Below are 13,960 nucleotides of genomic sequence, written 5' to 3'. Positions count from 1 at the left end.
ATCACCATGACTGCCCGCATAGCTCCCTGGTTCGCGCGCGCGGCCGACAGCGACCTCTGGTACAGCTTCAAGACCTCGCCCAGCGCGGTGATCTCGGCCATCGTCACCCTGGCCATTCTGGTCGGCGCGCTGTGCGCGCCCATCATCGCGCCGCACAATCCGTTCGACCTGGCGTCGCTGAACATCATGGACGCCAACACGCCGCCGGCCTGGAACCCCGATGGCAACGCCGATTTCCTGCTGGGCACCGACGACCAGGGCCGCGACATTCTGTCGGCCATTTTGTACGGCTCGCGGGTGTCTCTGCTGGTGGGGTTCGCCTCGGTGCTGTTCTCGATGGTGCTGGGCGTGTCGCTGGGCCTGGTCAGCGGCTACGTGGGCGGCCGCGTCGACAGCATCATCATGCGCATCGCCGACGTGCAGCTGTCGTTTCCGGCCATCCTGATCGCGCTGCTGATCGACGGCGTGGCGCGCGGCATTTTGCCGCGCGACATGCACAACGAGCTGGCGCTGTACGTGCTGATCTTCGCCATCGGCATATCGGGGTGGGTGCAGTACGCGCGCACCGTGCGCGGCTCGACCATGGTCGAGCGCAACAAAGAATATGTGCAGGCGGCCCGGCTGATCGGCATCGGCCCGCTGACCATCCTGCGCCGGCACATCCTGCCCAACGTCATGGGGCCGGTGCTGGTGATCGCCACCATCCACCTAGCCATCGCCATCATCACCGAGGCCACGCTGTCGTTCCTGGGCGTGGGCGTGCCGCCCACCGCGCCGTCGCTGGGCACGCTGATCCGCATCGGCAACAGCTACCTGTTCTCGGGCATGTGGTGGATCTCGATTTTCCCGGGCGTTGCCCTGGTCGCATTGGTGCTGTCGGTGAACCTGCTGGGCGACTGGCTGCGCGACGCGCTCAACCCCAAGCTGCGCTGAAGGATCGCCATGGCATTGCTCGACATCGACAAAATGCGCATCGAGTTCGCCAGCCGGCGGGGCACGCTGGTGGCGGTGGATGGCGTTTCGCTGACGCTCGACCGCGGCGAGATCCTGGGCGTGGTGGGCGAATCCGGCGCCGGCAAGTCCACCATCGGCAACGCCGTGATGGGCCTGCTGGAATTTCCCGGCCGCCTGGCCGGCGGCGAGGTGCACCTGGAAGGACGGCGCATCGATGCGCTGCCCGAATCCGACAAACGCAAGGTGCGCGGGCGCCGCATCGGCATGATTTTCCAGGATCCGCTGACTTCGCTCGATCCGCTGCAGACCGTGGAAAGCCAGCTGGTGGAAACCATGCTGGTGCACCTGGACCTGACCCCCGCCCAGGCCGAACAGCGCGCCGTGGACCTGCTGCGGCAGGTGGGCATCGACTCGCCCGAACTGCGCGTCAAGCAGTATCCCCACCAGTTCTCGGGCGGCATGCGCCAGCGCGTGGTCATTGCCCTGGCCCTGTGCTGCGAGCCCGAGATCATCATCGCCGACGAGCCCACCACGGCGCTGGACGTCTCGATCCAGGCGCAGATCCTGGACCTGCTGCGCAAGCTGTGCAAAGAAAAGCAGGTGGGCATGATCATCATCACGCACGACATGGGCGTGATCGCCGACGTCACCGACCGCGTCGCGGTGCTGTACCGCGGCAAGCTGGTCGAGCAGGGGCCCACCACCAAGATCCTGGGCGACCCCGACCACCCCTACACGCGCAGCCTGATCTCGGCCGTGCCGCGCCCCGACGTGAAGCTGCGCCGCTTTCCGCTGGTGACTTACATCGAAGACGTGAAGACGCCCGCCAAGCCGCTGGACATCTCCACGCACTGGCTGGGGCGGCGCCGCGATTTCGGCCAGGATGCCGGCGGGCCGCTGGTGCAGACGCAAGACCTGGGCATGCGCTTCGTGCTGAAGAACGCCTTCCTGGCGCGCAACCGCCGCACGCTGGACGCCGTCAAGCAGGTCAACCTGTCGATTGCCCAGGGCGAAGTGTTCGGCCTGGTGGGCGAATCGGGGTCGGGCAAGTCCACCGTGGCGCGGCTGATATCGGGCCTGTATACGCCCAGCGGCGGCGCGGTGTTCTTCAACGGCACCAACCTGACCGCGCTGAAAGACGAAAAGCAGCTCAACGCGTTCCGGCGGCAGATCCAGATGGTGTTCCAGGATCCGTTCTCGTCGCTGAATCCGCGCATGCGGGTGCTGGACATCGTGGCCGAGCCGATCCGCTTCCACAAACTGGCGGCCAACGAAACCGAAACGCGCCAGGTGGTGTCCGACCTGCTCGACATCGTGGGCCTGGGCGCGTCCGCCGCGCGCCGCTATCCGCACGAATTCTCGGGCGGCCAGCGCCAGCGCATCTGCATCGCGCGTGCGCTGGCCACCCGCCCGCGCTTCCTGATCTGCGACGAACCGACCTCGGCGCTGGATGTCTCCATCCAGGCGCAGATTCTCAACCTGCTGAAAGACCTGCAAGAACAGCTGGGCCTGACCATGCTGTTCATCAGCCACGACCTGCCCGTCATCCGCCAGATGTGCGACCGCGTCGGCGTCATGCGCCACGGCGAGCTGCTGGAAGTGGCCGAGACCGAAACCCTGTTCGATGCCCCGCAGCACGAGTACACCCGGCACCTGCTGGGCCTGATGCCGCAGCTGCAAGTGATGTCCCGCGAAGGACTGGAGGTGGAATCATGAACAAGCCCGACCCCATGCTGTTGGCGGGCGGCAAGGTATTCGACGGCCGCGGCGAACTGCCGGCCGGCCATGCCGTGCTGGTGGAAGACGGGCGCGTTGCCCGGGTGGCGCCGGCCGGCCAGTTCGAAGGCTATGCCGGCCGGCGGGTGGACACGGCCGGCATGACCCTGATGCCCGGCCTGGCCGACTGCCACGTGCACCTGGTGTTTACCGGCAGCGCCGACCCGCACGCGCAGATGGCCCGCCAGGGCCCGGCGCAGATCACGCTGACGGCGCTAGAGAACGCCCAGGCGGCGCTGCGCGGCGGCATTACCGCGCTGCGCGATTGCGGCGGCAAGGATTATCTGGAATTCGGCGTGCGCGACGCCATCGCGCGCGGCGTATTCGCCGGCCCCACCATCAAGGCGGCCGGCCGCATGATCTGCATGACCGGCGGCCACGGCAACCGCACCGGCCGCGTGGCCGACGGCTGCGATGAAGTCGTCAAGGCGGTGCGCGAGCAGGTGCATGCGGGTTGCGACCTGGTAAAGATCATGGCCACCGGCGGCGTCATGACGCCGGGCGTCAACCCGATGGACGCCCACTACAGCTACGATGAAATGCACGCCGGCGTGCACGAGGCCAAGCGTTTCAGCAAAAGCACGGCCAGCCACGCGCAGGGCACCGAGGGCATCCTGAACGCCGTACGCGCGGGCATCGATTCGATCGAGCACGGCATTTTCATGGACCAGCAGTGCCTGGACGAGATGCTGGCGAACCAGACCTTCCTGGTGCCCACCATCGCCGCGCTGCGCAACATTCTCGACAATGCCGAGCGCGGCATTCCCGCGTACGTGGTGGACAAGGCGCGCGCCGTCGAACAGCGCCACCGCGAATCGTTCCAGATGTATTACCGCGCCGGAGGGCGCATCGCCATGGGCACCGACGCGGGCACGCCGTTCAACCGCCACGGCCGCAATGCCGAAGAGCTGGCCTACATGGTGGCCTTCGGCATGACGCCCACCGATGCCCTGGTGGCCGGCACCTCGCGCGCGCACGAACTGATGGGCCTGCCCGGCCACGGCATCGTGGCCGAGGGCGCCGCGGCCGACCTGCTGCTGGTGCGCGGCGATCCCACACAGGACATCGCCCGGGCCGCCGACACACAGCACCACGTGGCCGTGCTCAAGCAGGGCGTACTGGTCGCCGGCGCGCTGGACTGAGTCTTCCCGGGTGTCCGGTTCCCGCCGGGGTGTCGGACACCGAAGTGTGGCGGGGGTGTCTCAACAGAACGGTGTCAGGCACCCTGCGGGAGCCTGACACCTGCGACCGTAATTTACCAGCGGCCCGAGGCGCCGCCGCCGCCGCTGCGGCCGCCGCCCCCGCCAAAACCGCCGCCTCCGCCGAAGCCGCCGCCTCCGCCAAACCCGCCGCCGAAGCCGCCACCGCCGCCCCGGCCGCCGCGGCGCGACGAATTGAGCAGGCGCCGCTTGACGCCCAGCAGGCCCAGCAGGCCGCTGACCGCGAAGCCGCCCACGCCGCCCAGCACGGCCGCCCACCAGGTGCCGAATATCATCCATGACGCGGCCGCCGCGGCCAGCCCGGCCACGATGGCCGGCAGCCCCAGCATGAACGCCCCCAGCAGCAGGAAGAACGGCCAGTCCTGTTCCTGGCCGTCGCCGTCCGCCCGCGGCGCGGGCGCCGGCAGCGGCTCGCCGTCGATCAATTTCTCGATGGCGCTCACGCCGGCTTCGATGCCGCCGTCGAAATCGCCCGCCTGGAAGCGGGGCGCGATCTGCTCGCGAATGATGCGGCCGGCCATGGCGTCGGGAATGGCGCCTTCCAGCCCGTAGCCGACCTCGATGCGCAGGGCGCGGTCATTCTTGGCCACCACCAGCAGCACGCCATCGTCGGTATTCTTGCGCCCCAGCTTCCATTGGTCGAATACCCGCGTGGCGTATTGTTCGATGGTATCGGGCGCCGTGGTGGGCACCACCAGCACCGCCACCTGGGCGCCCTTGCGCTGTTCCAGCGCCGCCAGCCGCTGCTCGAGGGCCTGGCGTTGATTGGCGTCGAGCGTGCCCGTGGTGTCGGTCACGCGGGCCTGCAACGCCGGCACCGCCGCCGGCGCGGCCGGCTGGGCCGCGGCCGGGGCGCCGGCCAGCATGCCCAGCAGCGCCAGCAGCGCGGCCAGCCAGGCCCGGGCGCCGCGCGGCCAGGCCAGCAGGCCCTTACTGGGCCGGCTTGGGAGCATTGGCATCATTGCTGAAACGGATTTCCGGCGGCCGCGAAATGGCCGCCTCGTTGTCGACGCCGAAGTTGGCCTTGGGTGCATAGCCGAAGATCTTGGCGGTGATCACGCCGGGAAACTGGCGCACCAGCACGTTGTATGCCTGCACCGACTGCACATAGCGGCCGCGCGCCACCGAGATGCGGTTCTCGGTGCCTTCCAGCTGCACCTGCAGGTCGCGGAACAGGCCGTCGGCCTTGAGCTGCGGGTAGTTCTCGGACACGGCGATCAGGCGCGACAACGCCGAGGTGAGCTGGCCCTGCGCCTGCTGGAAACGCTGCACGGCGGCCGGGTCTTCCAGCTGGTCGGCGGTGATCTGCACGCTGCCCACCTTGCTGCGCGCCTCGGTGACCTGGGTCAGCACATCGCGCTCGTGCGTCATGTAGGCATCCACCGACTTGACCAGCTGGGGCACCAGGTCGGCGCGCCGCTGGTACTGGTTCAGCACCTCGGACCAGGCCGCCTTGACCTGCTCGTCGGCCGCCTGGATGCTGTTGTAGCCGCAACCCGACAGCACAGCGGCTGCCAGCGCGATCAGGGAAAGACCCAGCCAGCGGGATATTCTCATGATGTCGTGTTCCTTTCCTGTACGTGGCGCGCCCCCAGCGGGCTGGCGCGAAGGTGCCGCCATTACAGCAGGTCGCCCTTTTTTTGCCCAGGCCAGCATGTAACGCGCTCTGTCTATTGTTACGCGGCACGACAGGCGCCATGCTTGATACCTGCCGGGCCCCGCTTCAGCTACAATGCCGCCGGTGTGCCCAGCCAATCGGCACACGTTCGCTGGCGCCTCGCCGCCACGCCCGGCTTTTTGCGCTTTTGCGCGGGCCTTCCTTTTCTCCTCATTCGACCGCCTGGATTGGAGTCTCTCAACCTGAGCGACAGGCTGCCGCTGGAGCTGTTTTGACTGCCTCTGTTTCTTTCGCCGACCTCGGTCTGGCCGATCCCCTTTTGCGTGCCATCGCCGACACCGGCTATACCGCGCCCACCCCCATCCAGGCCCAGGCCATCCCGCAAGTGCTGAAAGGCGGCGACCTGTTGGCCGCTGCCCAGACCGGCACCGGCAAGACCGCCGGCTTCACGCTGCCCATCCTGCATCTGCTGATGCAGCAAAAGCCGGCCCTGAAAAAACCCGGCCGCCCGCGCTGCCTGATCCTGACCCCGACCCGCGAGCTCACCGCCCAGGTCGCCGAATCGGTGCAGACCTACGGCAAGCACACCCCGCTGACCTCGATGGTGATGTTCGGCGGAGTCAATATCAATCCGCAGATCAGCGCCTTGCGCAAGCCGCTGGACATCCTGGTGGCCACGCCCGGCCGGCTGCTGGACCACTGCGGCCAGAAAACCGTCGACCTGTCCGGCGTCGAGATCCTGGTGCTGGACGAAGCCGACCGCATGCTCGACATGGGCTTCATCCGCGACATCCGCAAAGTGCTGGCCCTGCTGCCCAAGCAACGCCAGAACCTGCTGTTCTCGGCCACCTTCTCCGACGAGATCCGCAGCCTGGCGCGCGGCGTGCTGAACAACCCGGGCGAAGTGTCGGTTACCCCGCGCAACACCGCCACCGAGCTGGTGACCCAAACCGTGCACCTGGTCGAACAGCACCACAAGCGCGATCTCATCAGCCACATCATCCGCGAAAGCGGCTGGCACCAGGTGCTGGTGTTCACCCGCACCAAGCACGGCGCCAACCGCCTGGCCGAAAAGCTGGTGAAAGACGGCCTGAGCGCCGCCGCCATCCACGGCAACAAGAGCCAGGCGGCGCGCACGCGCGCCCTGTCGGGCTTCAAGGACGGCAACGTGGCCGTGCTGGTGGCCACCGACATCGCCGCGCGCGGGCTGGACATCGACCAGCTGCCGCAGGTGGTGAACTTCGAACTGCCCAACGTGCCCGAAGACTACGTGCACCGCATCGGCCGCACCGGCCGCGCGGGCGCCACGGGCGCGGCCGTGTCGCTGGTCGACAGCAGCGAGATCAAGCTGCTCAAGGGCATCGAGCGCCTGATCGGCAAGACCATCGAACGCCTGCCGGTGCAGGGCTGGACGCCGCCGGCGGGCAGCGCCGCCGCCTACGAGCGCCAGGAACGCGACGAAGACACCCGCCAACCGCGCCGCCAGGGCGCGCCGCGCGGCAACGGCGGCGACCGCGCCGGCCGGCCCGGCCAGACGCCCCGCCAGGGCAATGGCGGCCGCGCCGCCGCCCCGGGCCGCCCGGGCGGCCAGCGCCAAGCGCCGGCCCCGCGCGGCGATCGCCCGGCGGGCGGCCACCGCGCCGACAACCGCGCCCAGCCGCAGGCCCCGCGCCAGGCGGAAGGCGGCGGTGGCGGCCGGCCGGCCGGCCAGCGCACGGGTGCGCCGCGCGCGGCGCTGCTGGGCAAGTAATATCCGTAACCTGTCCCACGCACCGGCGGCCCGCCGCCACAGGAAACCCGCATGACGCTCTCGACCTGGCTGACCTTTTTCGTGGCCTCCTGGGCCATCTCTTTCTCACCGGGGGCGGGCGCCATTTCGGCCATGTCCTCGGGGCTGAAGTACGGATTCGCCCGCGGCTACTGGAACACGGCCGGCCTGATCATGGGCATTCTGGTCCAGTTCCTGATCGTGGCGGTGGGGCTGGGCGCGGTGCTGGCCACGTCCGAGGTCGCCTTCGCGGTGGTCAAGTACCTGGGCGTGGCCTACCTGGTGTACCTGGGCGTGCGCCAGATCCGCACCGACGCCGCGCCGGTGGCCGTCGATACAGGCAACCCCGCGCACTTCTCGGCGCGCGAGCTGGTCGTGCGCGGCGTGCTGGTCAATGTCATGAATCCCAAGGGCACGGTGTTCCTGCTGGCGGTCGTGCCGCAGTTCGTCGATACGGCCCATGCCCTGACGCCGCAGTACGCGGCGCTGGCGGGCACCCTGGTGTTCACCGACATGGTCGCCATGGGCGTGTACACCCTGCTGGCCGCCAAGGTGCTGCGGCTGCTGCGCGATGCGCGCTACATCCGCTGGATGAACCGCATTTTCGGCTCGCTGTTCATCGTGGCGGGCGTTTTCCTGGCCACCTTCCGACGCCAGGCGTAACGGCACCGATGCCGGCACGCCCGCGCGCGCCGGTAAAATCGCATCAACCATGAATATTTCCCAAGAAGTCGCCCGGCGACGCACGTTCGCCATCATTTCCCACCCCGACGCCGGCAAGACCACGCTTACCGAAAAGCTGCTGCTGTTCGCGGGCGCCATCCAGATCGCCGGCAGCGTCAAGGCGCGCAAGGCGTCGCGCCATGCCTCGTCCGACTGGATGGAAATCGAAAAGCAGCGCGGCATTTCGGTGGCCTCGTCGGTGATGCAGATGGAATACCGCGACTGCGTCATCAACCTGCTCGACACCCCGGGCCACCAGGACTTCTCCGAAGACACCTATCGCGTGCTCACCGCGGTGGACGCCGCGCTGATGGTCATCGACGCGGCCAACGGGGTCGAACCGCAGACCATCCGGCTGCTGCAGGTCTGCCGCGCGCGCAACACGCCCATCATCACGTTCATCAACAAGATGGACCGCGAGGTGCGCGAGCCCCTGGACCTGCTGTCCGAGATCGAAGGCCACCTGGGCATGGACGCGGTGCCGTTCTCGTGGCCGGTGGGCATGGGCAAGGCTTTCGGCGGCGTGTTCGACATCCGCCGCGACCGCATGCGCGTGTTCCGCCCCGGCCAGGAGCGGCGCTCGGACGATGACGACATCATCGACGGCCTGGACAACCCCGAAATCGCCAGCCGCTTCGGCTCGACCTTCGAGCAGGCCAACGGCGAGATCCAGCTGATCCAGGAAGCCGCCCCGGCTTTCGACCGCGACGCCTTCCTGGCCGGCCGGCAGACGCCCGTGTTTTTCGGCTCGGCCATCAACAACTTCGGCGTCCAGGAAGTGCTGGACGCCCTGGTGGAACAGGCCCCGCCCCCGGGCCCGCGCCAGGCGCTTGAACGCCTGGTCGAGCCCCAGGAACCCAAGTTCACCGGCGTGGTGTTCAAGGTGCAGGCCAACATGGACCCGGCCCACCGCGACCGCGTGGCCTTCGTGCGCGTGAGCTCGGGCCGCTTCGAGCGCGGCATGCGCCTGAAGGTCGCCCGCACCGGCAAGGAAATGCGGCCCAACAACGTGGTGTCGTTCCTGTCGCAGCGCCGCGAGCTGCTCGACGAGGCCTATGCGGGCGACGTCATCGGCATCCCCAACCACGGGGTGCTGCAGCTGGGCGACGTGCTGACCGAAGGCGAAAGCCTGCGCTTTACCGGCCTGCCGTTCTTCGCCCCTGAACTCTTCCAGGCGGTGGAAGTCAAAGATCCTTTGCGCACCAAGCAGTTGCGTATCGGCCTGACACAGCTGGGCGAAGAAGGCGCCATCCAGGTGTTCCGCCCCGAGGCGGCCGGCGGCACGCTGCTGCTGGGGGCGGTCGGGCAGCTGCAGTTCGAGGTGGTGGCGCACCGCCTCAAGACCGAATACGGGGTCGAGGCCCGCATGTTGCCGTCGCGCTACACCATGGCCCGCTGGATCACCTCCGACACCCCCCGGGCGCTGCGCAAGTTCATGGATGCCAATGCGGCACACATCGCCTATGATGTGGTGGATGCGGCGGCTTTTTTGATTGGTTCGCCTGCGCAGTTGCGCGTGGCCGAAGACCTGTATCCGGATGTGAAATTCCACGCCATGCGCGAGCACGGCGGCCAGGTCTTCGGAAGCCAGGCATAAGCCGGGCAGGCCGTCGCAAAGATGAGGGTAGCAATGTCTTGGCGTGTATTGTTCGCAACGCTCCTGCTGGCGCTGGGCGCTGCGGCGTGGGGCGGAATCCAACTCGGCGATTGGCTGGTGGCGCACGCGCCCAAGGCAAGCGCCGCGCCCGGCCAGGAAAGCCTGGTGTCCCAGGAACCGGTGCTGGACGCCAACGGCAGGCCATACGTGGCGCAGCCGCCCCAGCCGCGGGTCGACGGCACGCTGGGCGTGCCCGACAAGCCCGACGGCGAAAGCTGGACGGTATCCACGGTGTCGCTGTTCGACACCACCACCGACCCGTCGGTGCGCATCTCGCGCGACAACATCAGCATGGACGAAGCCCGCGAACTGGCCGCGGCATCATCCGTGCCGCTGCCCTCGGGCCCTTCCGACGTCACCACGCTCGACCTGCAATCGCTGCCGCCCACCACCGCGGCGCCGCCGCCCGACCAGCAGGCCTACGCCCTGAACCCGCCGGTTACCATGCCCACCGCGCCCACGCCGCCGCCGGCCAACGGCGCCTGGAAAGAAGCGCTGCAGCGCGAACTGGCCCATTGCGCGGACCAGGGCTTCTTCGAACGCCCCACCTGCTCCTGGAACGCCCGCAACAAATACTGCGGCCCCAACCGCGCCTGGGGCACCATTGCCGAATGCCCGCGGCGGCCTGACTAGGTAAAGCCCACCCCCCGAAGCGCTGCGCGCTTCCCCCCTTCGAGGGGGGCGACGCTGGCGGACCGGCGAAGCCGGCTCCGCGGCGTCCCCGATTCAGCGGCACCCGTTTTCATGCTGGCGGGCCACGTCGGGCAAGGTGTCTGGCTCCCGCCAGGGTGCCTGACACCGGATCGGTGCCGCCCACGGTATCGGCCACGCAAAAGGGCCCGCACATGCGGGCCCTTTTGCGTGGCGGCCTAGGCCGGATGCGCAAGGCATCCGGCGGCGTCGGTCAGCCTTCGGGTTCCATCTGGCTTTGCAGGTAGTTCTGCAGGCCGACCTTGCCGATCAGCTCGATCTGGGTTTCAAGGTAGTCGATATGCTCTTCGGTGTCGTCCAGGATGTCCTGGAACAGGTCGCGCGACACGTAATCACGCACCGATTCGCAATGCGCGATGGCTTCTTTCACGGTGGCCTGGGCGCCTTGTTCGAGCTTGAGATCACAGGACAGCATCTCGGGCACGTCTTCGCCGATCAGCAGTTTGTGCAAGTCTTGCAGGTTGGGCAGGCCGTCGAGCATCAGGATGCGCTCGATCAGGCGATCGGCGTGCTTCATTTCGCCGATCGATTCTTCGTATTCGTGCTTGCCCAGCTTTTTCAGGCCCCAATGCCCCAGGATGCGGGCGTGCAGGAAATACTGGTTGATGGCCGTCAGTTCGTTGGTCAGTTGCTTGTTCAGGAACTGGATGACCGTCTTGTCGCCTTTCATGATGAACTCCTTGATCCGGAGCGCGGCGCCCGCGCCCCTGCGTGCGCCCTAATCGCGCATGCAACGCTGGCAGGCTAACACCGCACCGGGGGCCGCGGCTAGGGTGGCGCTGCATTTGATAAATGGCTCTGCAAGCGCGATCCGAAAGCGACAATCGAATGAGAATGAGTATGCGTGTTGGATGGCCCGCATCAATGGCGGCGCCATGGCTGGCGTTGCGGCGCGCCGCAATCGCAAATTGCATCCGGCAATCGCCGCGCCATGGGGCGCCGCCACGGCCTGGCGGGCACGATCATGCCGCCGGGCGGGGCCTGGCGTGACGTTGGCGAACTACAACGGACGGGGCGGCCGCGCGGCTCAGGCCGCCGCAACCAGGGGGATGGGGAAACCGTTGGCCGCGGGGGCGCCGGTTTCGACGACGGCGCCGGCAGCGGCCGGGCCGACATCCATGGCTACCGAATGCACGTTGCAGACGCTGGAGCAGCGTCCGCCGGGCAGGTATTCCTGCGCCGTGGCGGCGCAGCAGCCGCAGCAGGTCGCCACGCCCAGCTCGAACTGCAGGTCCGAGAGCGTGCTGGCGCCTGCGTCCACAGAGGCGCGGACCTGGCGTTCGGTGATGGCGTTACATACGCAAATGTACATGAGAATAATTATCGTGATTTATCCGCGCAAATGCAAGCCGTGGCTTGCGCGGCCATCCACGCAAGCGCTTGAAAAACAGGGACAAATTACCAGCGGGCGCTAGCGCGCGGCATGCGCCTTGCGCAGGCTGGCGGGCGCGATGCGCAGCGCTTCGCGGTATTTGGCCACCGTGCGGCGCGCGATGACGATGCCCTGGTCGGCCAGGCGCTGCGTGATCTGGTTGTCGGACAGCGGCTTGGCCCGGTCTTCGCCGGCCACCATCTGGCGGATGACTTCCTGTACGGCCGTGGCCGAGGCGACGTCGCCGCCATCGGTGGCCACCCCGCTGCCGAAGAAGTGCTTGAGCTCCAGCGTGCCGAACGGCGTCAGCATGTATTTCTGGGTGGTGGCCCGGGAAATGGTCGATTCGTGCAGGCCCAGCTCGCCGGCGATGTCTTTCAGGATCAGCGGCCGCATGGCGGCCGGGCCCACGCTGAAGAATGCCGACTGGTGCGCCACGATGGCCTGGGCCACGCGCAGGATCGTGTCGAAGCGCTGTTCGACGTTGCGTATCATCCAGCGCGCCTGCTGCAATTGCGCGTGCAGCCCCGCGTGGCTGGCCTCGCGCTGGTTGCCCAGCAGCTGCGCGTACAGGGCGTTGACCTGCAGGCGCGGCACCGCGGCGCTGTTCAGAACGGCCTGCCAGCCCTGGCGGGTTTTCCGCACAATGACATCCGGCACCGCGTAGTCGGCCGCCGGCACCGTCCAGGCGCGCCCGGGGCGGGGGTCCAGCCGGCGGATCAGGGCGTGCGCCGCGCGGGCCGTGGCCTCGTCGCACTGCAGTGCATCGCGCAGGCGTGCCGCGTTGCCGGCCGCCAGCAGGGGCAGGTGGTCGGCGCACAGGCGGCGCGCGCAGGCCAGCACCGCCGGATCGGCCGCTTCGGGCAGGCGCGCCAGGTCGGGGTTGCGCAATTGCAACACCAGGCATTCCGCCATGTCGCGCGCCCCGATGCCCGGCGGGTCGAACGATTGCAGCAGGGTCAGGGCCGCGCGCAGCTCGTCCAGCTCGGGCTCGGCCTCGGGCGGCAGCCACGCCAGGATCTCTTCCAGGGGCGAGGCTAGGTAGCCGTTTTCGTCCAGCTCGTCGATCAGCAGGCCCACCAGCGCGGCGTCGCGCTGGCCGGCCCGGGTCAGCCCCAGCTGGGCCAGCAGGTGCTCGCGCAGGGTGTCGCTGCGGGCCGTGTCGGGGCCATCGAGCCGGTCGTCGGGGTAAACGCCGCCCGAACCGGGCATTTCGTCGATGCGCGTCTCGGCTTCGCGCGGGGGCTCGTCATCGATGTCGGCCTCACGCTCGGTGGGCGCGTCGGCCTCGGCTTCGGGCCGCTCATCGTTGCGTTCCAGCATCGGATTGTCGGCCAGGGCCTGCGAGATCTCGGTCTGCAGATCCAGCGTGGAAAGCTGCAGCAATCGTATCGATTGTTGCAGCTGGGGGGTCAACGCCAAATGTTGACCGGTACGAAGTTCCAACGCGGGCCGGGTCATAGGTACAATATTTTGCATGATGAATCCCGCCTCGCCCGAACGCGTCCGCCAAGATTGCCGCCTGATCGGCCAGACGCTGCTGAAATTGGCGCTGCCTCGGCTGCTGGTCCGGGCGGTGATCCTGGTCGTTGCCGCCATCGTGTGGCTGCTGGTGGCCTCGTGGCTGCTGAGCCTGGGCCACGACCTGAACTTCGAAAACCTGCCCATCGTGGGCCAGGACGGCAGCAATTTCCTGCAGAAGGCGCTTCCTTATGCGCGGTGGGGCGTGGTGGTCATCTGGACGCTGATCATATTCTTCATCGTGCGCGCCTGGGTGGCTTCCGACATGGCCGCGGCGCGGGCCCGCCCGGTGCCGTCAGACGACCTGGCCACCCTGGTGCCGCAACTGTCGGACGAAGTCGTGGCCGTGCTGCGCTGGGTCTGGGGCAGCCGCGACGAACCCTTCACCCTGGGCGACCTGCGCCAGGCGCTGGGCGAACTGCGCCACAGCCGCATCGGCAAAATCGACCTGGTGCGCCAGCAGGGCGATATTCTCGACGGGCGCACCGCCCGGCAGCCGGCGGGCGGCCCGCCGCCGGCCCGGCCCGCCGCGCCCGCTTTGCAGCCAGAGGCCCGCCCGGCCGGCGCCCGCATCGAGCCCAATTTGTAGGCTTTTGGGCCCCTGGCCGTTGCGCCGGGGCCAAAAATGTGTTTGACTTAC

At 68.2% G+C, this 13,960-nt stretch carries 13 protein-coding genes; 8 read left to right on the top strand and 5 right to left on the bottom strand.

Annotation, left to right across the window (positions count from 1 at the left end; translation table 11 throughout):
* Positions 1-6 precede the first annotated feature (6 nt).
* The 3 genes from J2P76_RS21995 to J2P76_RS21985 are packed head-to-tail and all read left to right on the top strand — an operon-like array spanning position 7 to position 3,872.
* The gene (locus tag J2P76_RS21995) at positions 7-933 is read left to right on the top strand and encodes an ABC transporter permease (protein WP_207410037.1); all 927 of its coding nucleotides are present in this window, start codon (positions 7-9) and stop codon (positions 931-933) included.
* Positions 934-942: 9 nt separating this feature from the next.
* Complete coding sequence (locus J2P76_RS21990; RefSeq protein WP_207410035.1) at positions 943-2,670, top strand: ABC transporter ATP-binding protein; 1,728 nt, start codon at positions 943-945, stop codon at positions 2,668-2,670.
* Positions 2,667-3,872 carry a metal-dependent hydrolase family protein gene (locus J2P76_RS21985; protein WP_207410034.1) on the top strand — a complete coding sequence of 402 codons (1,206 nt, stop codon included), beginning with the start codon at positions 2,667-2,669 and terminating at the stop codon, positions 3,870-3,872. Before J2P76_RS21990 ends, J2P76_RS21985 begins: the two co-directional genes overlap by 4 nt.
* A gap of 113 nt (positions 3,873-3,985) precedes the next feature.
* On the opposite strand, the gene J2P76_RS21980 is transcribed toward J2P76_RS21985, so the two are convergent.
* Together J2P76_RS21980 and J2P76_RS21975 are read right to left on the bottom strand one after the other, a co-directional pair.
* Entirely contained in the window at positions 3,986-4,903 is a 918-nt protein-coding gene (locus J2P76_RS21980; RefSeq protein WP_242697642.1) for a TPM domain-containing protein, read from the bottom strand.
* Positions 4,881-5,507, bottom strand: coding sequence for a LemA family protein (locus tag J2P76_RS21975; protein ID WP_207410028.1), 627 nt, complete (start codon positions 5,505-5,507; stop codon positions 4,881-4,883). Before J2P76_RS21975 ends, J2P76_RS21980 begins: the two co-directional genes overlap by 23 nt.
* Before the next feature lie 332 nt (positions 5,508-5,839).
* Here J2P76_RS21975 and J2P76_RS21970 point away from each other — a divergent pair, with 332 nt between their 5' ends.
* From J2P76_RS21970 to J2P76_RS21955, 4 genes are read left to right on the top strand one after another with little or no spacing between them, the layout of a single operon-like run.
* Positions 5,840-7,318, top strand: coding sequence for a DEAD/DEAH box helicase (locus tag J2P76_RS21970; RefSeq protein WP_207410027.1), 1,479 nt, complete (start codon positions 5,840-5,842; stop codon positions 7,316-7,318).
* Between the two features lie 51 nt (positions 7,319-7,369).
* Positions 7,370-7,999, top strand: coding sequence for a LysE family transporter (locus tag J2P76_RS21965; RefSeq protein WP_207410026.1), 630 nt, complete (start codon positions 7,370-7,372; stop codon positions 7,997-7,999).
* Positions 8,000-8,048: 49 nt separating this feature from the next.
* On the top strand, positions 8,049-9,656 hold the full coding sequence (locus tag J2P76_RS21960) for a peptide chain release factor 3 (protein ID WP_207410025.1): 1,608 nt from the start codon (positions 8,049-8,051) through the stop codon (positions 9,654-9,656).
* A gap of 21 nt (positions 9,657-9,677) precedes the next feature.
* Positions 9,678-10,349 (top strand): hypothetical protein, encoded by a 672-nt coding sequence (locus tag J2P76_RS21955; protein ID WP_207410024.1) that lies wholly within the window; start codon positions 9,678-9,680, stop codon positions 10,347-10,349.
* Between the two features lie 271 nt (positions 10,350-10,620).
* On the opposite strand, the gene bfr is transcribed toward J2P76_RS21955, so the two are convergent.
* From bfr to rpoN, 3 genes are all read right to left on the bottom strand, one after another.
* Positions 10,621-11,097, bottom strand: coding sequence for a bacterioferritin (gene bfr / locus J2P76_RS21950; protein WP_207410023.1), 477 nt, complete (start codon positions 11,095-11,097; stop codon positions 10,621-10,623).
* 357 nt (positions 11,098-11,454) lie between these two features.
* A complete protein-coding gene (locus J2P76_RS21945) occupies positions 11,455-11,739 on the bottom strand; it encodes a (2Fe-2S)-binding protein (protein ID WP_242697641.1) in 285 nt (94 codons plus the stop codon).
* A gap of 99 nt (positions 11,740-11,838) precedes the next feature.
* A complete protein-coding gene (gene rpoN, locus J2P76_RS21940; RefSeq protein WP_207410022.1) occupies positions 11,839-13,278 on the bottom strand; it encodes an RNA polymerase factor sigma-54 in 1,440 nt (479 codons plus the stop codon).
* Here rpoN and J2P76_RS21935 point away from each other — a divergent pair.
* On the top strand, positions 13,277-13,909 hold the full coding sequence (locus J2P76_RS21935) for a hypothetical protein (protein ID WP_207410021.1): 633 nt from the start codon (positions 13,277-13,279) through the stop codon (positions 13,907-13,909). The genes rpoN and J2P76_RS21935 overlap by 2 nt on opposite strands.
* Positions 13,910-13,960 lie beyond the last annotated feature (51 nt).

This window comes from Bordetella petrii (assembly GCF_017356245.1).
In the GTDB taxonomy this organism is placed as follows: Bacteria; Pseudomonadota; Gammaproteobacteria; order Burkholderiales; family Burkholderiaceae_B; genus Bordetella_A; species Bordetella_A petrii_D.
Note: the sequence above shows the minus strand (reverse complement) of the source record. Positions and strands in the feature narration are given on the sequence as shown.